The following is a 20934-nucleotide window of genomic DNA, read 5'->3' as shown; positions in this document are numbered from 1 at the left end:
TCATCCGAGCGCGACCGGACGACTACGCTGGGTGCGCAACGTACCGAACGCCGCGAGGCGTTGGCGGCCGGAGGTGCCACATGGCCCACGCCCTGTCACTCGACCCGAGCGCGTCCCCGCTCGACTACTACGGCTACGAGCTGCGCCGCCAGCGGGAGGCCCACGGCCTCAAGCAGAGCCAGCTCGGCGACATCATCTTCTGCACCGGGTCGCTCGTCGGCCAGATCGAGACGACGAAACGCGTCCCCACCCGCGACTTCTCCGAACGCGTGGACGCCGCGCTCGGCACCGACGGGATGTTCTCCCGTCTCGTCGGGCTGGTGCTGCGCAGCCAGCTCCCGCACTGGTTCCAGCCGTACGCGGAGATGGAGGCGACGGCGGCGTACATCTCCACCTACCAGGCGCAGTTGGTGTACGGGCTGCTCCAGACGGAGGCGTACGCGCGGGCCGTGCTGGCGACGGGCATGCCGGACGACCTGGAGGGTCTGCTCGCGGCCCGGATGGAGCGCCAGCGCATCCTGGAACGGGAGCAGCCGCCGCTGGCGTGCGTGGTCCTGGACGAGGCGGTGCTCCACCGGCCGATCGGCGGGCGTGGAGTGATGCGCGAACAGCTCGCCCGGCTGCTGGAGTTCAGCGCTCACCGCTGGATGCGCATCCAGGTGCTGCCCTACACGGCAGGTGAACATCCAGCGTTGGCAGGGGCGTTCACCCTGTTGCGGTTCGACGACCATGCGGACATCTTCTACACCGAGGACATGATCGCCGGTCATATGACGGCCAACCCGGAGACCTTCAAGGAAGCCAGCCTCCATTACGCTCACTTGCAGGCGTCAGCCCTGTCCGTCAGGGATTCGGCGGCGCTGATCGCCCGCGTATTGGAGGAGCACTATGGAGAACAGGACGCAGTGGCGTAAGTCCACGTACAGCGGACCCAGTGGCGGGGAGTGCGTCGAGTGCACCGTCACCGGCGGCGCCGCCTGGCGCACCTCCACCTATAGCGGCCCCACCGGCGGCGACTGCGTCGAGGTCGCCGACGGCTGCCCCGCCGGCGCCGTCCCCGTGCGGGACAGCAAGCGCCCGGACGGCCCGGTGGTCACCGTCGGCGCCGGTGCCTGGCGGGCGTTCGTGGACGGGCTCCGCTAGGCGTATGCCGTCGATCGACGAGCTGCTCCCGCTCGGCCCCGGCAAGGACCTCCCCGCGCTGCGCGCCCTCGACCCGGAGCTGCTCGCGCGGTACGTGGCCGACCGGGGCAACCCCTGGTGGCGGCGGCGCCACTGCGTGCACGCCCTCGAAGGCCGCGTCCCTCAGGCGTGCGTCCCGGAGCTGATCGCGCGGGTGAAGGACACCGGGGACACGGGCGAGGTGCGGATCGCGCTGCTCGATGTCCTGGGCGACCGGCCGGAGTTGCTGCCGTGGGTCCGCCACGAGGACCGGCGGGACGAGAAGGCGTCCGGCATGCCCGCCGCCCTGCTCCGGACGCGCGGACGGCTCGGTGACCTCTCCGCGGTCCCCGGGCTGGCCGCGATGGCCGCCGACCCCTGGGCCCGCAACCGGGAGGCGGGCGAAGCCGGGCTCGACGCCCTCGCCGCCCGCCACGGCCCCGCCGCCGTGCTGGCACTGCTGGACGAGAAGCGCCCGCAGGACCGGATGGTCCGGGTGCGGACGCGGGCCCGCGCGGGCGAGGACGTCACCGGCGCCCTCGCCGATCCGGACCGGGCGGTCGCCCACCTCGCCGCGTCCCTCGCCGACGACGCGGACCGGCTGCGCTCGTGCGCCGCCGACCCCGACTCCCCCGTCGAGGCGGCGCTGTGGGCCGCGTACGCCCTCCACCGCCTCACCGAGGACGCCTCCGCCGCCCGGGAGGTCTGGACACGGCTCGGGCGCCCGCGCGTCGAGGTCGACGGGCTGGACGAGGAGACGCGCGCCGCGATCGTCCACGCGTACGCGCCCGACTGCCGGCGGCTGAGCGATCCGCGCTGGCGGATCGAGGCCCTCGTCACCGCGCCGCCCGCGCCCGTCGACGTGCGCGATCAGCTCCGGCGCGCGGCGGCCGCCCTGACCGGCGCGGGGTTCGAGCACGGGGCGCCGGTGTCCGTCGGCGAGCACAACCACCAGGGCGAGGGCAGCTACTGGGTGCTTCCGCGCGGCGAGTTCCCGGTGTCGGTCAGCACCCTGGGGCGCTTCGTCACCTGCCACGACCCCGACCCGGCCGTCCGCCGGACCCTCGAAGCCGCCGGGTTCCGCTGGTTCGACCCCGCCGTCGACGACGTCACCGTCACCGGCCTGTGCGTCTACTTCTTCGGGAGCCGGAAACCGCTCGGTGCGGGCGATCTCCTCTTCTACTGGCAGGACTGAGGATCCTCGCCCGGCCGGCTCCTCAGCCGTTCATCTCCCACATCAGCACCTCGGCCGGCCCGCCGTCGGCGGCGAGCTCCTGCCCCCGCGCGCCGGTGATCCGCGCCGCGTCACCGGCGGCCAGCTCCTCGCCGTCCAGCAGGGCCCGGCCGCGCACCACATGGATGTGGACGTGCGGGGCGTCGGGCACCGCCGTCCGCTCCCCCGCGGCGAGGCGGCGGACGTGCAGCAGGGCCCCGGCCTCGGGAAGCGCGTACGGCGTGGAGTCCGCGATGCCCCGGACGACCTCGTACGCGGGCGCGCCGCCCGGGTCCCTGGGGGCGAGCCACATCTGCACGAACACCAGCGGACCGTCGCCGTCGTTGCGCTCGACATGGCGGACGCCGCCGGCCGCGCTGAGCCGCTGGACGTCACCGGGGCGCACCACGGTGGAGTGGCCGGCCGAGTCCCGGTGGGTCAGCTCGCCCTCGACGACCCAGGTGACGATCTCGGTGTGGCTGTGGGGGTGCTCGTCGAAGCCCGCGCCGGGCGCGAGGCGCTCCTCGTTGCAGGCGAGCATCGCGCCGAAGCGGAGATTGTCCGGGTCGTAGTGGCTGCCGAACGAGAACGCGTGCAGCGACTCGATCCCGGCCGCCGGGTCGCCTCCGGGGTAGCGGTCGCCGGAGCGGTGCACGGAGGTCACGGGTGCGGTCACGGGTCCACGGTAGCCGGGGCGCGCCACGGCGCGGACGATCGCGCCGAACCCCGGCACTCGGACCCCGCGTCCTGATAAGGCACTCTTGTCCCCGTGTCCGAACCTCCTGCGAACGCCTCCCATCCGCACTCCGCGACCCTCCGCCGCCTGGAGCAGTCGTCCGGCCGGCTCGCGGCCAACGCGATCGCCCGCATGGACGAGTCGCTGCCGTGGTACCGCGCCATGCCCCCGGAGAACCGGTCGTGGATCGGGCTGGTGGCCCAGGCCGGCATCGCCGCCTTCACGGAGTGGTTCCGGCACCCGGAGACTCCGCAGGCGATCTCCACCGACGTCTTCGGCACCGCCCCGCGCGAGCTGACCCGGGCGATCACCCTGCGCCAGACCGTGGAGATGGTGCGCACCACCATCGAGGTCATGGAGGCGGCGATCGAGGAGGTCGCCGCGCCCGGCGACGAGTCCGTGCTGCGCGAGGCGCTGCTGGTCTACGCGCGGGAGATCGCCTTCGCCACGGCGCAGGTGTACGCGCAGGCGGCGGAGGCCCGGGGCGCGTGGGACGCCCGCCTGGAGTCGCTGGTGGTGAACGCGGTGCTGTCGGGCGAGGCCGACGAGGGCGCCGTGTCCCGTGCCGCCGCCCTCGGCTGGAACTCCCCCGACCATGTGTGCGTGATCCTCGGCACCGCGCCCGACGGCGACAGCGAGCTGACCGTGGAGGCGATCCGCCGGGCCGCCCGGCACGCCAAGCTCCAGGTCCTCACCGGGGTCCTCGGCAACCGGCTGGTCGTCATCGCCGGCGGCAACGACAACCCCCTGCACGTCGCCAAGGCGCTGATCGGCCCCTACGCCGCCGGTCCCGTGGTCGCGGGCCCGGTCGTGCCGGACCTGCTGGCCGCGACCCGCTCCGCACAGGCCGCCGCGGCGGGCCTCAAGGCGTGCGCCGCCTGGCAGGACGCCCCCCGTCCCGTGCTCGCGGACGATCTCCTGCCGGAACGCGCCATCGCCTCCGACCCTGCGGCGCGCGAACAGTTGGTGGAGGAGATCTACAGACCACTGGAAGAGGCCGGTTCCGCGCTGCTGGAAACTCTCAGTGTCTATCTGGAGCAGGCGAGCAGCCTGGAGGGCGCGGCCCGGATGCTGTTCGTTCACCCCAACACCGTGCGCTACCGGCTGCGACGTGTGACAGACGTCACCGGATGGTCCCCCTCGGACGTCCGCTCGGCGTTCACGCTGCGAATCGCCCTCATCCTGGGGCGTCTGGCCGACGGGGACCCCCAGTCCTAGACTTTTGTGGGACACCGACAATTCCCCCGACGGTTCTTGGTCCCTGTCCCCACGGGTGTCCCGAGCCGTCCGCAAGAGAGAGTGTGAGGGTGCTCGTACTCGTCGCTCCCGGCCAAGGCGCCCAGACGCCCGGCTTCCTGACCCCCTGGCTCGAACTCCCCGGCGCCGCCGACCGCGTGGCCGCCTGGTCCGACGCCATCCAGCTCGACCTCGCCCACTACGGCACGAAGGCCGACGCGGACGAGATCCGTGACACCGCGGTCGCCCAGCCCCTGCTGGTCGCCGCCGGACTGCTGTCCGCCGCCGCCCTCGGCGACATCGCGCCCGGCGCCGTCGCCGGCCACAGCGTCGGCGAGATCACCGCGGCCGCGTTCGCCGGCGTCATCGACGAGACGACCGCCCTGCGCCTGGTCCGCACCCGGGGCCTGGCCATGGCCGAGGCCGCCGCGGTCACCGAGACGGGCATGTCGGCGCTGCTCGGGGGCGACCCGGACGTGAGCATCGCCCACCTGGAGAAGCTCGGTCTGACCCCGGCCAACGTCAACGGCGCCGGCCAGATCGTCGCCGCCGGCACCCTGGAGCAGCTCGCCGCCCTCGCCGAGGACAAGCCCGAGGGCGTCCGCAGGGTCGTCCCGCTCAAGGTGGCCGGCGCGTTCCACACCCACCACATGGCGTCCGCCGTCACCACGCTGGAGAAGGCCGCCGGGGACATCGCGCCGGCCGACCCCGCCGTGCCGTACGTCTCCAACAAGGACGGGAGGACCGTCGCCTCCGGCGCGGACGTCATCGCCCGCCTCGTCGGCCAGGTCGCCAACCCCGTCCGCTGGGACCTGTGCATGGAGACGTTCACGGAACTCGGCGCCACGGCGCTCCTCGAAGTCTGCCCCGGCGGTACGCTCACGGGTCTCGCCAAGCGTGCCCTGCCGGGCGTCCGGACGGTCGCACTCAAGACTCCGGACGACCTCGAAGCGGCCCGCACGCTGCTCGCCTCCACCGGTGCCGCCGACGCCGCCGGTCCCGCGGGCACAGTCTGACAAGGGAGCCGTACAGCATGTCGAAGATCAAGCCCAGCAAGGGCGCCCCGTACGCGCGCATCATGGGTGTCGGCGGCTACCGCCCCGTCCGTGTGGTGCCCAACGAGGTGATCCTCGAGAAGATCGACTCCTCCGACGAGTGGATCCGCTCGCGCTCCGGCATCGCCACCCGTCACTGGGCCTCCCCCGAGGAGACCGTGACCGCGATGTCGGTCGAGGCGTCGGGCAAGGCGCTCGCCGACGCGGGCATCGCCGCCGAGCAGATCGGCGCCGTGATCGTCTCGACGGTGTCCCACTTCAAGCAGACCCCCGCCGTCGCCACCGAGATCGCCGACAAGGTGGGCGCGGGCAAGCCCGCCGCCTTCGACATCTCGGCCGGCTGCGCGGGCTTCGGCTACGGCCTGACCCTCGCCAAGGGCATGATCGTCGAGGGCTCCGCCGAGTACGTCCTCGTCATCGGCGTCGAGCGGCTCAGCGACCTGACCGACCTGGAGGACCGTGCCACGGCCTTCCTGTTCGGCGACGGCGCGGGCGCGGTCGTGGTCGGCCCCTCGGACGAGCCGCACATCGGCCCCACGGTGTGGGGTTCGGAGGGCGACAAGTCCGAGACCATCAAGCAGACCGTCCCGTGGAACGACTTCCACGTGGGCGACGTCTCCAAGCTGCCGCTGAACGAGGCGGGCGAGGTCAAGTTCCCCGCCATCACGCAGGAGGGCCAGGCGGTCTTCCGCTGGGCCGTCTTCGAGATGGCGAAGGTCGCCCAGCAGGCGCTCGACGCGGCCGGCATCGCGCCGGCCGACCTGGACGTCTTCATCCCGCACCAGGCCAACATGCGGATCATCGACTCGATGGTGAAGACACTGAAGCTGCCGGAGCACGTCACGGTCGCCCGTGACGTCGAGACAACCGGCAACACCTCCGCCGCCTCGATCCCGCTCGCCATGGAGCGGCTCCTGGCGACCGGACAGGCGAAGAGCGGCGACACCGCGCTCGTCATCGGCTTCGGGGCGGGTCTCGTCTACGCCGCGACGGTCGTTACCCTCCCCTAGGCGCCGTCGGACCTCCGCACGGCCCTGCCACACCCTCTGATACACACCGAAGGAGCGCCAACATGGCCGCCACTCAGGAAGAGATCGTCGAAGGTCTCGCCGAGATCGTCAACGAGATCGCCGGCATCCCGGTCGAGGACGTCCAGCTGGACAAGTCCTTCACCGACGACCTGGACGTCGACTCGCTGTCCATGGTCGAGGTCGTCGTCGCCGCCGAAGAGCGCTTCGACGTCAAGATCCCGGACGAGGACGTCAAGAACCTGAAGACCGTCGGCGACGCCGCGGACTACATCCTCAACCACCAGGTCGCCAAGTAAGCGCCTGGGTCGTCTGACGCGCTGGTCGCCACCCTCGGTGGCGCCGGATCAATTCCGCACCCTCTGACAGTGGAGAAAGAATTCCTGTGAACTCGACCAATCGCACCGTGGTCGTCACCGGTATCGGCGCAACCACACCGCTGGGTGGCGACAGCGCATCGACGTGGGAAGGCCTGCTCGCCGGTCGTTCCGGCGTGAAGGCCCTGGAGGGCGAGCGCTACGCCGAACTCCCGGTCCGCATCGCGGCGACCGCCGCGGTCGACCCGGGCGAGGTCCTGCCGCGCCCGCTCGCCCGCAAGCTGGACCGCTCCGCGCAGTTCGCGGTCATCGCGGCCCGCGAGGCGTGGTCCGACGCCGGATTCACCGCCCCCGCGGGCGAGGACGAGTCCGTCGCGCCGGCCCGTCTCGGCACCGTCATCGCCTCCGGCATCGGTGGCGTAACGACTCTGCTCGACCAGTACGACGTCCTCAAGGACAAGGGCGTGCGCCGGGTCTCCCCGCACACCGTCCCCATGCTGATGCCCAACGGCCCCTCCGCCAACGTCGGCCTGGAGGTGAACGCCCAGGCGGGCGTCCACACCCCGGTGTCCGCGTGCGCGTCCGGCGCCGAGGCGATCGGCTACGCCGTCGAGATGATCCGCACCGGCCGTGCCGACGTGGTCGTCGCCGGCGGCACCGAGGCGGCGATCCACCCGCTGCCCATCGCGGCGTTCGCCAACATGATGGCGATGTCCAAGAACAACGACGAGCCGCTGAAGGCCTCCCGGCCCTACGACACCGGCCGCGACGGCTTCGTCCTCGGCGAGGGCGCGGGCGTCGTGATCCTGGAGTCGGCCGAGCACGCCGCCGCGCGCGGCGCCAAGGTCTACTGCGAGGTCCTCGGCCAGGGCCTGTCCGCCGACAGCCACCACATCGCGCAGCCCGAGCCGACCGGCCGCGGCATCGCGGCGGCCCTGCGCAACCTGCTGGAGACCACGGACCTCAAGCCGTCCGAGGTCGTCCACCTCAACGCGCACGCCACGTCGACGCCGCAGGGCGACGTCGCCGAGATCAAGGCCCTGCGCGCCGTCCTCGGCGACGACCTCGACCATGTCGCGGTCTCCGCCACCAAGTCGATGACGGGCCACCTGCTCGGCGGCGCCGGCGGCATCGAGACGGTCGCCACCGTCCTCGCGCTCCACACCCGCACCGCCCCGCCCACGATCAACATCGGCGAACTCGACGAGGCCGTCGAGGCGGACGTGGTCCGCGACACCCCGCGCGCGCTGCCCGAGGGCACGATCGCGGCGATCAACAACTCGTTCGGCTTCGGCGGCCACAACGTGGTCCTCGCCTTCCGCACGGTCTGACGCGGCTCCGCCGCACACGACGGCGCCGGCACCCTCCCGGGGGTGCCGGCGCCGTCGTGTCGCTCCGGGCGGGACGGGCCCGTCCCGCCCGGAGGGCACGGCACTCCCCCGGCCCCGGCCGCCCGCGACGGGACGTCACGGTGCCCCGCCGGGCCGGGCTCGCGGTGTCGACCGGCACCGGACGGCACGGCACCCCGCCGGACCCGGCGGCCGGTGTCCGGCCCGTGGCCGGACGGTCCCGGCCCGTCCGGCGCCGCAACGGCGACGAGGCCCCGCACCCCCGAGGGGTGCGGGGCCTCGCGCGTCGGAGCCCTTACGCCTCCGCGGGCGGCCAGCGCAGCGCGATCGCCGCGCCCCGGGAGGGCGGCGCGTACGACGCGCGGACGACCGTCCCCTCGAAGGTCGCGTACGCCCACGCGTCCGTGCTGCCGGGCTTCGCACCGGCCCCGGTCACGAACCCGCGCAGGACCCAGCCGGGACCGTCGCAGCCGAGGACCCGGGAGATCTGCCCGGCGGACTTGCCCCGGACGGGCACGACCGTCTGCAGCTCGACGCCCGCACGCCCGGCGCGCTCCTCGACGGAGCCGCCGTTCCTGCCGATGGACCGGGAGAGCTGCCCCCGGATCGTCTCCCACGAGGTGTCGGGGGACGAGCGGTACGCCTGCAACTGGACCGCCGTCCGGCCGTTGACGACCGTGACGGCGACCACGGCACCGTCGTCGGACCGCATGGGGTGGACCTCGACCCCCGGCACCCTCGGCACCAGCAGCGCCCCGAGGTCGATCACCCGGCCGCCCTCCGGGCGTCCGGCGTCGTCCTCGTCCCACGGGCCGGCGTCGATCCCCCGGCCCGTGGCGGCCCCGCCCGGGGCCTCGGCGCAGCTCTCCTCGGCGGCGGCGAGCAGTTCGCCCGTCTCCGCCTCGGACATCGACTCCTCGGCCACGACGGACGCGAGCAGCGCCAGCACGTGGTCCAGGGTGATCAGGCCCCGCCGCTCCGCCTCCCGGGCCGCGGGCGCGTCACCCAGCAGCGCCGGGACGAGCACCCGGTGGTCCTCGCCGCCGAGTCCCGCAGCGCCGCCCGCGGGCGGCGCGGCGGCGTCGTCCCGGCCGTCCTCATGCCGCAGCCGCAGGACGGTCTGCAACGCCACGAGGACCACCCGGCCCGGGGTGACCCGGTCCCAGACGCCGAACTCGGCCCGTTCCCTGCTCTCCTCGGCGACGAAGCCGTCCCGCGCGAACTGCGCGACGACAGCCGCCGCCTCCTCACCTGCGACGCCCATTCCACCATTTCCTGAGTTTCTGCGCCGCCTTCGCGGCGACGAGGGCGCTCACGACCAGCACCTCCGCCGGACCGTGGGATCCGGCCTGTTGCGCGCCGTCGATCATCTTCTGCGCGGCGCCCGGACTCCGGGAGATGGTCGACGACCGTGTCTCGGACTCGGACACCATCTCCTCGGTCGCCCGGCGCGTCTTGCCGGCCTCTTCGAGCTTCTCCTTCTTACCCCGGTACTCGTTGAAGTCGCCACTGTCGGGGTCGTAGAGGTCCGGGACCTCGCCCGGGTCCTGGCTGGCCCGGGTGCCGCAGTTGTGCACCAGCAGCGGGCTGTCCTCGGCGAGCACGTAGTAGGTGTGGACGTCCGCGACCGTGAGGTCGTGGGTGCGCTGGCGCTGCTCGAAGTAGCGCGTGTCCGTGACCTCGGCCGTGTCGCCCGACGCCGTGTACAGGGTCATGCCGGGCGTCAGGTCGCCCGCCTCGACCCAACGGCCCTCGGAGACGGACCAGAACGGGTGGGTCGTGGTGGAGACCAGGCTCTCGGCCTCGCCGGAACGGCCGGTGACGGTGAGGTCGACGAAGTGCTTGTCGTCCTCGGTGACGATGGTGCCCACGACTTCGCGGACGGTCGTCTCACCGGTCTCCGGGTCGGTGACGGTGACCTCGTCGCCGAGGACCACGTCCTCGATCGGCTTGGTGGTGCCGTCGGCCAGGAGGACCTTCGTGCCGGGCAGGAAGCTGTGCTTGACGGGTGAGGTCGGGCACGAGCCTCCCGGCGGATCCCCGTCGCCCTTGCCCTTCTTGACCGCCGCGGCCGCCTTCTTCTTGGCCGCCGCCAGTGCGTCCTTGGCCTTGGACAGCCCGTCCTTGGCCTTGTCGACGGCCTTGTTGGCCTTGAAGAGGTCCTTCACCCCGCCGACCAGGTCGCCGACGAGATTGACGACCCGCTTGGCGAGTTTGGCGCCCTTGGCCCAGTTCCAGGGTGCGCCGTACTTGGCGAGGATCTTGCCGGCGAGACCGCCGGCGAAGCTGCCCGCGATGTTCAGCAGTGTCTCGCCGCACGCGCCCATGTCACCGCTGGAGACGCAGTCGAGAGCGGCGTCCACGCCCAGGATGTCGCGGACGATCTTGACGAGGGCCTTGCCCGCGGACTTGATCCGCTGCTTGGCCTGTGTCTGCTGCTCCTGGGCGCCGCCCAGGATGTTGGAGGCCCCGTCGACGTTGTTGGACGCCTCCTTGACCGGGTCCTTCTTGCCGCCGGAGACGGGGAGACCGCCCCGGCACTCGATCAGGCCCTGCATGCACTCCGGGATCGCCATGCCGCTCGGGTCGGCGTGGGTGACCGGGGTGTTGTTGGCGTAGCTGTAGCCGTTGATCTGCTGCGGCTGGGTGTAGTCGATCAGCGGGTCGACGGAGATGAACTTGCCGATCACCGCGTCGTACTCGCGTGCGCCGAGATGGGTCAGGCCGGTCGACTTGTCGATGGTGCCGCCGACATAGCCCTTCTCGCCCGGCCAGCTGCCGGTCGCCGTGCCCCGTTCGACACCGTAGGGATCGAAGCGGCGCTGGGTCACCGAACCGGTGACGGCGTGGACCGCGACCTCGCCGGTGCCGTGGTGGTCGGCGGCGATGAACGACACGGTGCCGTCGTCCGTGCGCACGGCCACCGTCTCACCCGCGTGCGCGTAGTAGCGGGTGGCCGACTTCTTGGCGCCGTCGGCGGAGAGCTTCAGCTCCATGCCCGGCAGATAGACCGTGGTGCCGGTGGTGTCCTTGCGCTGGACCCGGTTGCCGACGCTGTCGTAGAGGTAGGTCGTCTCGGACCCGTCGGCCTCCTTCGCCTTGCCGAGCTTCCCGTCGGCGGTCCACTCCAGCGTCTGGGCGTTGCCGCCGATGGTGCGCTTGGTGGTGTTGCCGGAGTCGTCGTACTCGTAGCTGGACTGCCGGTCGCCGGTGGGGGTGTTCTCGACGACCTTGGTGACCTGGTGGGGTCCGTCGCCGAGGGCGCCCGCGCCGCCGTAGGTGAAGGTGCGGGTGATGTTCTTCGCCGGGTTCAGCCCGGTGTCGTGCACCGTCTCCGAGGTCCGGTTGCCGATGGCGTCGGTGACGTACGACTTCCAGTACGGCGCGGGGCCGCCGAGCGCCTTCGCGCCGGGAGCCGCCTGGCAGGCGGCCGGGCCGGAACCGTCGAGCGGGGCGATGGAGCCCACGGACCCGCTGCCGGTCGCCTCGGCGACGGTGGCCGCAGGTGTCCACGCCTCGGCGAGACGCTTGCGGGCGTCGTAGCCGAAGCACTGCACGTCCGGCGAGGCCGTGTTCGAGGTGTCCGCGATCGACAGGACGTTGCCGGCCTGGTCGTAGGAGTAGTTCGCCTCCTTCACCGGCGCCGGAGCACCGTAGACGTCCACCACGATGCGCTTGAGGCGGTCGGTGCCCGTCTCGTAGTCGAAGGTCTGCCAGACCTTCTTGCCACCGGTGTTCAGCTCGAACTGGAGCATGTGGCCCTGGTTCGAGTAGACCGTGTTCGTGACGTACGGCGTCGCACCCGTCAGGGTCGTCGGGCGCTGGAGCTCGTCGTAGCCGTTGACGAGCACCTCGGCCGGCAGACCGCCCGCGGCGGGCACCCCGCTGGACTGCACGCTGCCGTCACGGTTGTAGGCCGAGGTGAAGGAGTACGTCCCGGCCAGCGAGCCCTGCGAGGCGGGGACGAGGTAGTCGCTCCGCAGCGGACGGTAGAAGTCGTCCCACGTCTGGATGACGGTGGCGAAGTACTCCGTCGGCGAGACATAGCTCAGGTCCGCGTAGGCCCGGCCCAGCATGCCGGCCTTGTCGTACCGGGTCTCCGTGAGCCGGGTCCCCGTGTTCGCCTCGCCCTGCCAGCTCGACAGGGGCCGGCCCAGCTTGTCGTAGACCGTGGAGATCTTCTTGCCGCGCCCGTCGGTGGTCGAGACGGGGCGGTCGAGCGCGTCGTACTGCGTGGTCGACGTGCCCGTGTCCGGGTCGTCGAGCTGTGTGGTGCGGCCCAGCAGGTCGTACCCGTACCGCCACTGGTTGCCCTTGGCGTCGGTGACGGTCTCCAGCTGGTTCTTCTGCGTGAAGGTGTACTTGGTGGCGTCGTAGCCCGCGAGCGGGTTCGGGGAGTCGCCCTTGTAGTGCCAGATCTCCTCGGTGTTGCCCCGGGCGTCGCTGATCGACGTCGTCGGGACACCGCCCTGCGGCGGGTCGACCGTGGTGCGCTCGCCGTCGTAGGTCGTCGTGGTGCGCCACTGCTCCACACCGGAGACGGCCATGATCTGCGCGGTCGGACGGCCGAGGCCGTCGTACCGCAGCAGCGACTGCTGGCCGACCTCGCCGTTGCGGACGATCAGCAGCTCGTCCGACGCCGCTCCCGCCGCGTTGTAGGTGGCGTTGGTCTGCTTGATCTTCCCGGTGCCGTCGTAGAACGAGTCGGCCACCATCCGGGTGCCCTTCGGGCCCTCGGTCTGGAGCTGACGCGGGCGCAGCAGGCTGTCGAACAGCTCGTACTCGGAGCCGTAGGAGCCGTCGTTCTCGATCTTCTCCGTCCGGATCGCGGTGACCTTGTCACGGCGGACGTTGTAGGAGTACTTGATGGACGGCGTCTGCGTCTTCGCCCGGTCCGGGAGCCAGACCGAGGTCAGGCGGCCCAGTCCGTCGTAGGCGAGGTCGGTGCGCTTGCCGTTGGCGTCGGTCTGACCGGCCGACATGCCCCACGCCGGGACGTAGTCCGTGGTGGTGACGTGGTTCAGCGCGTTGGTGTTCTTCGTCTGCGAGATCAGACCGTTGACGTCCGTGTACGACGTCTTGGTCTCGGCCCCCGACGCGTCCTTCTGCGACAGCGGCCGCCCGAAACCGTCGTACGTCGTGGTGCCGGTGACCTGGTAGGTGCCGGTGGTGCCGTTGTGCGCGGTCAGCCGCTCCGTCGTGGTCGCCAGACCCCGGGTCGGGGCCTCGCCGAACGCCTTGTTGTCGTACGAGGTCCGCTCGTCGGCGTGGACCTGCGTCTTGCGGTCCGGCGTCGCGGAGCACCGCACGCCCACGGCTTCGCTGCGCGAGGGCAGGGACAGCAGGTTGGCCGTGGTGTTGTCGGCGTACCAGATACGGATGCAGGCGTCGTCCGCCGTCGTGGAGACGTCACCCTGGTCGTCGACCTCGGTCACCCGGCCGGTGCCGTACACGGTGGAGTACTTCGTGGTGCTCTTCGACTCGCGCCAGGTGTCGTTCGCCAGGAGGCTGAAGCCCCGCTCCACGTCCGACCGCACGATGACGGCGTTCCTGGTGCCCCAACTGTGGGTCTGGGTGCCCGTCACGGCCTTCCACGGAGTGGTGACGACCTTGGAGACGACCTTGTCGCCGTCCCAGGTCTGGGCCTCCAGCTGGTGCCCGGTGAACTCCTCCGCGTCCGTGAACTCCGCGCCGGTCGAGTCCTTGACCTTGACCGAGCGGTTGCCGCCGTCCGGGTCCTTGTCCCCGTCCATGCCCTGCATGTACGTGTAGTCGATCCGCGTGGACTGCTTGTCCGCACTCCCCGACGTGACGGTGACCTTGCCGTAGCCCTGCCAGCCACCCCAGGTGAGGTACTTGTCCTCGGTGATCCCGTCCGGCTTCGCCTTCCGCCAGGCCGCGTCACCCTTGTAGTCGTACCGCGTCACCAGCGAATCGCCACCACCGGTACGGTCCGTCTCCACGATCTCCGCGACCACGTACTTGTGGAACCAGTCCGTGATCGGCTCGATCGTCCCCGGCGGCGCCCACTTCACCGGATAACACCGCTTCACCGACTCACCCGGCTTCGGCAGCGACGCCTTCGAGCACTCGGTCGGCGCGTAGTTCACATCGAGCTGCGCGCCCGTCTCACTCACCACAGCGGCGAGGCGGTAGCGGTGGAACGGCGCGATGTTGTCACCGATCGCATCCACCCGGTTGACCAGCTGCTCACCGAACAGCTCCAGCGCCGGCAGCTTCGCCGCCGTCCCCACCCGGCCCTCGTGCTCCAGCTTCGACAGCCACAGCGTCTTCGAGTCGTCACCGTTGTCCGTGAACAGATGCGTGAACGACCACGCATCCACATCCTGGTACTCGGTCGCACTCTTGCGCATCTGGGTCGTGATGCCCGTCAGCCGCTTCGTCGTCCAGAACGTCTGCCCGACCGTGCACTTCGTATCGGCCTTGCACTCCTGATCCACCGGAGTGTCCGGCCACCGCGCCGCGTTCGCCTTCGTCCGCTTCGACTCCGCACAATCGAAATCCGACGTCGGAAGACAACGCTCCGCGGTCTCGAACACCACCCGCGCCGGCGCCTTCGCCGCATACACCTGACCGTCACGCTGACCGTAGTCGATCCGCTTCAGCCAGCCGCCACGGTGATACGCCGTACCGTTGACGTCCGTCTTCCCGTTCAGCGCGTAGTAGTTCGTCTCCGGCGCGTAGAAGTACGACATCACATTGCCGTGCGTGTCCTTGACATAGTCAAGACTCCACCGCCACGCCTGCTTGCAGTGCGCACTGGTGAACGTCGCGTTGTAGCACGGCTCCCCGGAGTCGTCACCGAACACCGGCACGGTCCACGTCGAACCGGTCGTCTCCTTGCCGTCCGTGTACCCCGGCAGCCGGTTCAGCCCGAACCAGTACTGCGTACCGTCGGCCGTCGTGACCTTCCAGTGCTCACCGTTGTCGTCACCGTTCGACGCACCCGTGAGCTTCTCGACCTTCGTACCGTCGTCCGAAGCGAACTTCCACGCCCCGGAATCGTCGTCCTTGATCAGCTCACTCGACGTCCCGTTGAGCATGATCGAGGCATTGTCGAACGCCCAGCACTGCTCACCCGACGACTCGTGCCCGTCATCGGAACAGGGCTTGTAACGGCGCTCGATGAACCCCGCGTCGTACGAGAAACCCTCACCGACCCAGGAACCCTGGTTGTTCGTCACCGCCGTCCGGCCGTCCGCCGACTGCGACGAATACCCCAGACCCACCGTCGGCGACAGACCACCCGGCGTCGGAACCGTCCGCATCGGATAGTTCCAGCTGAACCCGCCACTGGAATTGGCGACGCTCCAGCTCGACGCAGGAGCCAGGGACGTCGCCTTGTAGGAACCCTGGCCCGACGACGGACCCGCCGCCAGCGCCACCAGCGGCGCGGCCTCGGCCGCCATCGTCGACGCGCCCGCCGCCTGCGCAGGAGCCGCCGTCACCGACGCCGACACCGTGCGCGCCTCGGGATCGTTCACCGTCGCCAGAGGCTTCGGCAGCTCCGGACACCCGGCGCTGCCCGGCACCGCGACCGCCGCACACGCCGGCAACTGCACCAACCGCAGCCGCGACGCATACGAGCCGCCGTACCCCTCCGCGAACGACGAGTAGTCCACGGTCAGCCGGACCGGAGCAGCCTTCGCCCCCGCGTCCGAACGCTCCACCCGCAGCACCGCACCCGCGCCCAGCTCACCGGCCCGCTTCCCCGGCAGCACATCCACCCGCACCTCGGCGGGCGACGCAGCCGCAGCAGCACGGGCCGACTTCGCCGCCCTCACCGGCACGGATGTGACGGTGACCGGCAGACCGCCGACCACCTTCTCCTTGCCCGAAGCCGCAACGGCCAGCTCCGCGCTGCCGTCGCCCGGCCAGACCGCCTTGTCCAGCGCCGTGACGGCCGCCTTCCGCGCCGCATCGGCACGCCGCGGCGCCGCCTTCGCGTCCCGGCCCTCGACCGGATCACCGAAGTCCTGCACACCGGGACGACCCCGGACCTGCTCCTCCAGGGTCAGCGGCATCGCCTGCACCGAGGAACCGGTCAGAGCGATCGTCACCCCCAGAGCGGTGGCCGCGAGCAGCCGCCCTGGTATTCGCCGGTTCAGCAACCGGCCGCGAAATGGCATCACGTGTCTCCGCACGTCGATGGGGAAGGTGGATGCGCTCGGGTGCCTGGTCCTCGGAGGTCCTTGCACCGTCACGTCGTGCCTGCGCGGGAACGGTCCGCGATGCGGTCCGTTCCCGGCACGTTCGGTGTCGCGCGGTGGGCGACGTCGCCGGTGTCGGGAATGTTCATGACGGGTACGCGGCGCGCACGGCGGCCGCGGGAAGCGAAGACGGTGGACGGTGGCCGCGGGGTGACGTCGTGTCACGGACGGCGGGCGGACGCCGGGGTCCGTCGGTTCAGGAGGTTCCCGGGGCCGGCTCCGCCGGCGTCCCCAGGGGTGTGTCCGGGCCGTCCCGGAGGGCGGTCTCCACCCGTGGTCGCCCACGGGGAGCCGACGTCCTCACCCCTCGCCCTGTACGTGCCGATGCGCGCGGCATGTGCCCCCCCCACCCCGCATCGCCCCTCCGTCCCGTCATCAGCGGGCCGGGCGGCGATCCGATCGATGTGCTTCGGCGGTGTACGGATCCCCCCGGATCCCTCGAAGCGGAACGGGACTATTCCACGCCCCCGGGGACTTCACAAGATCACAAGTCCGACATCGAACCATCGGCCGCAATCACCGTTTCATCACATCCGGCTCACTCTGCGGTCATGGTTCTGCCACAATCCGGCCGCATCGGGCGCCCGCGCCGGGGCGTGCGGCACGACGGATCACGGGACGGCACGCGGGGCGGCGTGCGGGGCGGCGTGCGGGTGCGTGCGGTGCACGGCGCACGGGTGCGGCGCGCGGTCCACGGGTGCGGCGCGGGCGGGACGTACGACGGGGCGCGCGCGTGTCGCGTCAGACCACCTGGTGGAGCCAGCGGACCGGTGCGCCCTCGCCCGCGTAGCGGAACGGCTCCAGCTCGTCGTCCCACGGCTTCCCGAGCAGCTTGGCGATCTCCGCCTCCAGCTCGGTCTCCCCCTGGGCGGCCCGCGCCATGGCGGCCCGCAGGCGGTCCTCGGGGACCAGGATGTCGCCGTGGATTCCCGTCACGGCGTGGAAGATGCCGAGCTCGGGGGTGGCGCTGTAGCGCTCCCCCTCGGCCGTCGCGCACGGCTCGGCCGTGACCTCGAAGCGCAGCAGATGCCATCCGCGCAGCGCGGAGGCGAGTTTGGAGGCCGTACCGGCCTCACCGCGCCAGGAGAACTCCGCTCTCCAGGTGCCGGGCGATGCCGGCTGGCGGATCCAGTCGAGCTGGACCCGTGTGCCGAGCACTCCCGCGATCGCCCACTCGACGTGCGGGCACAGCGCGCGCGGTGCGGAGTGAACGTACAGAACGCCACGTGTCGTCACCGGGACCTCCAGTGTGGGACGAGGGTCACCTTCCCAGCGGCCTCAGTAAACAGCATCCGGCGCGAAACTCCACAAAAGGGACATCATGTGACGTGATGTAATTTACTGGCGCCGATGGGCGGGGATGCCTCAGGGTCGACGGGGAAAAGCTATCGTGCGGGCGCCCCCGAGGGGTGACGTACGCTCGGTCCTGGGCCCGTACGCACCAAGCTTTCACCCGGCAGGAGTCGGACGCCGGTCTCGGGAGGGGATCACAGGATGCGTCAGCGTCCGGCAACACGCCGCAAGCGTGCGGTGGCAGCCGTCTCCGCCGCTCTGGCCGCGCTGCTGACGGCGGCCTCCCTGACGGCTTGTGACGCGCCGTCACCGCACGAGACGCGACCGGGCCCGGCCACCTCGCGGCCCGCCCCGACCCCCACCCCCGTGTGGGACGGCACTCCGGCCTCCGTCGCCGCCGTCGGCGACTCCATCACCCGCGGCTTCGACGCCTGCATGGTCCTCGCGGACTGCCCCGAGGTCTCCTGGGCCACCGGTTCCGACGCCTCGGTCGACTCCGTCGCGCTGCGGCTGCTCGGCCCCGCCCGCGTCGCCACGCACAGCTGGAACCACGCCGTCTCCGGCGCCGACGCCTCCGACCTGCCCGGCCAGATGGCGAAGGCGGCGGCGCACCGGCCCGGACTGGTCACGGTGATGGTCGGCGCCAACGACGCCTGCGCGGACTCCCTGGACCGGATGACCCCGGTGGACTCCTTCCGGGAGTCCGTCGAGACGGCCATGGAGGTCCTGCGCGAGGAGGCGCCGAAGACCCAGGTCTACGTGTCGAGCGTGCCCGACCTCAAGCGTCTGTGGGCCACCGGCCGGGACGACGCGCTGGGCAGCCGGATCTGGCAGCTCGGCATCTGCGCCACCATGCTCGGCGACGCCCACGACGACGGCCCCGCGGCCGAACGGCGCCGGGACACCGTCCACCAGCGGGTGATCGCCTACAACGAGGTGCTGGAGGACGTCTGCGCCGAGGACGACCGCTGCCGCTGGGACGACGGCGACGTCTTCGGCTTCCGCTTCACCGAGACCCAGCTCAGCCGCTGGGACTGGTTCCACCCCAGCAAGGACGGTCAGCGCCGGCTGGCCGACATCGCCTACCGCCACATCACGGCCCCGTAGCCGCACCGCCGCACCGCCGCGCCCCGGCCGCACCACCACATCACCGCCCCGCCGCCCCACGGTCCCGCAGCCGCCCCGCCGCCTCCCGGTCCCCTCGGCCGCACCGGCGGATCAAGGCCCCGTAGCCAGGAGTCCCGGCGGCGGCGATACTTCCGCCCACCCGACGGAAGGACTGCCGTGTTCCGGATACGCCCCCGCGTCACCGTGCTCGCCCTGGCCGCCAGCCTCGCCCTGGGGGCCGCCGTCGCCCCGCCCGCGGCGGCGAGAAGCACGGACCGGGCCCCCGCGCCCACGGCCGAGGAGCAGCGGCTGACGCGCGCGGTGCCGCAGGAGATCCTGCGGCGCAGCGGATTCGACACCGTGGCACCGGCCTTCGCCCGCTCGCTGGCCGCGGCCGGCGGCTACCGCGAGGCCGAGCGGGCCGTCGTCCGCCAGGGCCGCGCCCTGTGGGAGCGCGCCGTGGACCGGGCGCAGGGGCGGGGCCCGGCGCGCGGGGACCTGAGCCGGGACGACGACCGTCCGCTGTACTGGGCCCGGCTCGGGATGACCTCCCAGCTCCGGGTGTGGCAGCCCGCCTTCGGTCTCGACGACGCGCGACGCGCCCGCCTGCTGGACCGCCTCGAACAGGCGTCGCGCGGGCAGGACTCGATGGACTTCCCCGGCGGCAAGGGCGTGCGGCACATCGTGCTGACCGGCTTCGACCCGTTCACGCTGGACCGGGACATCCGGATCAGCAACCCCTCGGGCGCCACCGCGCTCGCCCTGGACGGCACCTGGATCCGCACCCCCGACGGGCCCGCCCGCGTCGAGACGGCCGTCTTCCCCGTCCGCTGGGACGACTTCGCCGCCGGCACGGTGGAGCGGACGCTGCGGCCGGTGCTGCCGCGGGCCGACCTCTTCACGACGGTCAGCCAGGGGCGCGTCGGCCGGATCGACGTCGAACGGTTCAACGGCGCGTGGCGCGGCGGCTTCGCCGACAACGACAACCTCTCGCGCACCGGCCTCGTGCCGGTGACCGATCCGGCGACCCAGCCGCAGTGGACGGCCACCACGCTGCCGTACGCGGCGATCACGGCGGCCCCGACCGGGCGCTTCCCGGTGTACGACAACACCTCCGTGACCGAGGTCCCGGCCGGGGGCACCGCCCCGGTCGTGCGCCCCGAAGGCCCGACCCCGGGGTCGGCGGCGCGGGCCGGCGGCGGCGGCGACTACCTCTCCAACGAGATCGCCTACCGGGCGACCCTGCTGCGCGACCGGCTCGGTCTCACCGTCCCGGGCGGGCACGTGCACACCCCGGTGCTCCAGTTCGGGGCGGGGAACACCACCGAGGTGACGGACCCGGAGTTCGTGCGCAACCGGCTGGACATCATCGCCCAGGTGCGGGCGATCGTCGAGGTCGCCGCGGCGGCGGGCTGACCGCGCGGGGACCCCGCCCGGCGTACCGGGCGGGGTCTGCCGCATCATGGGCGCATGAGGATCGCAGCAGGTCAGTTCGTGTCCGTGCCCGGCGACATCGAGGCGAACGTGCGCAGCATGACCGCACTGGTCGAGCGGGCGGGCGAGCAGGATGTCCGCTTCGTCGCCTTCTGCGAGCTGTCCGTGAACGGCTACCTCCTCGACCCCGTCGCCGCGGGCCCGGACGCCTGGCTGACCGAGGACGACCCGCGGCTGGCACCCCTGCGGGACGCCTGCCGCCAGACGTCCACGGCCGCGCTGATCGGCTGCGCCGCCGCCACGTCCGCCGGCCGCCCGGCGATCACCGCCCTCGTCATCGGTCCGGACGGCGGCCTGCTCGCCCGCTACGACAAGACGCACCTGTACGGCCGGGAGCTGGAGATCTTCGAACCCGGCACCACCGACGGCCGCTTCACCCTCGACGGCGTCCGCTTCGCCGTCGCCGTCTGCTACGACAACCGCTTCCCCGAGGTGGCGGAGCGGGCGAAGGCGGACGACTGCGCGGTGTACGTGGCGAGTTCCGTCCTGGACACGGAGAACGACTCCTTCGAGAAGGTCCTCCCCGTCCGCGCCCGCGACAACGGGCTGCACGTCCTCCTCGCCAACCAGATCGGCGGCGGCGACGCCGGCGAATGCTCCGGCGACAGCGGCGTCTGGGGGCCGGACGGCACCCTGCTCGCCTCCGCCGGACGCACCCCGGGGCTCGTCGTGCGGGATCTTCCGACGGTGTGACGGCCCGTCACCGCCGGTCGT

At 72.0% G+C, this 20934-nt stretch carries 15 protein-coding genes; 11 read left to right on the top strand and 4 right to left on the bottom strand.

Annotated elements, in window-relative coordinates; genetic code table 11:
* Positions 1-80 precede the first annotated feature (80 nt).
* Genes JE024_RS24090 through JE024_RS24080 form a run of 3 tightly spaced genes read left to right on the top strand, consistent with a single transcriptional unit; the run spans position 81 to position 2356 of the window.
* Entirely contained in the window at positions 81-914 is an 834-nt protein-coding gene (locus JE024_RS24090; protein ID WP_205375579.1) for a helix-turn-helix domain-containing protein, read from the top strand.
* Positions 889-1143, top strand: coding sequence for a DUF397 domain-containing protein (locus JE024_RS24085; RefSeq protein ID WP_205375578.1), 255 nt, complete (start codon positions 889-891; stop codon positions 1141-1143). The genes JE024_RS24090 and JE024_RS24085 overlap by 26 nt, the downstream gene beginning before the upstream one ends.
* Positions 1144-1147: 4 nt before the next feature.
* Positions 1148-2356: a hypothetical protein gene (locus tag JE024_RS24080; RefSeq protein ID WP_205375577.1), complete on the top strand. Its 1209-nt coding sequence runs from the start codon at positions 1148-1150 to the stop codon at positions 2354-2356.
* 22 nt (positions 2357-2378) lie between these two features.
* Here JE024_RS24080 and JE024_RS24075 read toward each other — a convergent pair whose 3' ends face one another.
* On the bottom strand, positions 2379-3038 hold the full coding sequence (locus tag JE024_RS24075; RefSeq protein ID WP_244883215.1) for a pirin family protein: 660 nt from the start codon (positions 3036-3038) through the stop codon (positions 2379-2381).
* A gap of 105 nt (positions 3039-3143) precedes the next feature.
* On the opposite strand from JE024_RS24075, the gene JE024_RS24070 reads away from it, so the two are divergent.
* The 5 genes from JE024_RS24070 (at position 3144) to JE024_RS24050 (ending at position 8077) form a co-directional block, all read left to right on the top strand.
* Positions 3144-4328, top strand: coding sequence for a PucR family transcriptional regulator (locus JE024_RS24070; protein WP_205375575.1), 1185 nt, complete (start codon positions 3144-3146; stop codon positions 4326-4328).
* 89 nt (positions 4329-4417) lie between these two features.
* On the top strand, positions 4418-5362 hold the full coding sequence (locus JE024_RS24065) for an ACP S-malonyltransferase (protein ID WP_205375574.1): 945 nt from the start codon (positions 4418-4420) through the stop codon (positions 5360-5362).
* A gap of 17 nt (positions 5363-5379) precedes the next feature.
* On the top strand, positions 5380-6411 hold the full coding sequence (locus JE024_RS24060; RefSeq protein WP_205375573.1) for a ketoacyl-ACP synthase III: 1032 nt from the start codon (positions 5380-5382) through the stop codon (positions 6409-6411).
* A gap of 62 nt (positions 6412-6473) precedes the next feature.
* Positions 6474-6728 carry an acyl carrier protein gene (locus JE024_RS24055; protein WP_147986308.1) on the top strand — a complete coding sequence of 85 codons (255 nt, stop codon included), beginning with the start codon at positions 6474-6476 and terminating at the stop codon, positions 6726-6728.
* Positions 6729-6814: 86 nt separating this feature from the next.
* The gene (locus JE024_RS24050) at positions 6815-8077 is read left to right on the top strand and encodes a beta-ketoacyl-[acyl-carrier-protein] synthase family protein (protein WP_205375572.1); all 1263 of its coding nucleotides are present in this window, start codon (positions 6815-6817) and stop codon (positions 8075-8077) included.
* Between the two features lie 313 nt (positions 8078-8390).
* On the opposite strand, the gene JE024_RS24045 is transcribed toward JE024_RS24050, so the two are convergent.
* The 3 genes from JE024_RS24045 to JE024_RS24035 form a co-directional block, all read right to left on the bottom strand.
* Positions 8391-9359: a DUF3710 domain-containing protein gene (locus tag JE024_RS24045; protein ID WP_205375571.1), complete on the bottom strand. Its 969-nt coding sequence runs from the start codon at positions 9357-9359 to the stop codon at positions 8391-8393.
* Positions 9343-16176: a polymorphic toxin-type HINT domain-containing protein gene (locus tag JE024_RS24040; protein WP_205375570.1), complete on the bottom strand. Its 6834-nt coding sequence runs from the start codon at positions 16174-16176 to the stop codon at positions 9343-9345. Before JE024_RS24040 ends, JE024_RS24045 begins: the two co-directional genes overlap by 17 nt.
* Positions 16177-17067: 891 nt before the next feature.
* Positions 17068-17562, bottom strand: a complete 495-nt coding sequence (locus JE024_RS24035) for a DUF3145 domain-containing protein (protein ID WP_205375569.1) — start codon at positions 17560-17562, stop codon at positions 17068-17070.
* Positions 17563-17820: 258 nt separating this feature from the next.
* Between JE024_RS24035 and JE024_RS24030 the strand changes: the two genes are divergently transcribed.
* The 3 genes from JE024_RS24030 to JE024_RS24020 all read left to right on the top strand — a co-directional run bounded on the left by JE024_RS24030 (position 17821) and on the right by JE024_RS24020 (position 20913).
* Entirely contained in the window at positions 17821-18726 is a 906-nt protein-coding gene (locus JE024_RS24030) for an SGNH/GDSL hydrolase family protein (RefSeq protein WP_205375568.1), read from the top strand.
* A 177-nt stretch (positions 18727-18903) separates the two neighbouring features.
* Positions 18904-20142, top strand: a complete 1239-nt coding sequence (locus JE024_RS24025) for a pyroglutamyl-peptidase I (RefSeq protein ID WP_205375567.1) — start codon at positions 18904-18906, stop codon at positions 20140-20142.
* A gap of 54 nt (positions 20143-20196) precedes the next feature.
* Positions 20197-20913 (top strand): carbon-nitrogen hydrolase family protein, encoded by a 717-nt coding sequence (locus tag JE024_RS24020; protein WP_205375566.1) that lies wholly within the window; start codon positions 20197-20199, stop codon positions 20911-20913.
* Positions 20914-20934 lie beyond the last annotated feature (21 nt).

The sequence above is a fragment of the Streptomyces zhihengii genome, assembly GCF_016919245.1.
GTDB classification, from domain to species: Bacteria; Actinomycetota; Actinomycetes; order Streptomycetales; family Streptomycetaceae; genus Streptomyces; species Streptomyces zhihengii.
This window is presented reverse-complemented; position numbering and strand designations above follow the sequence as displayed.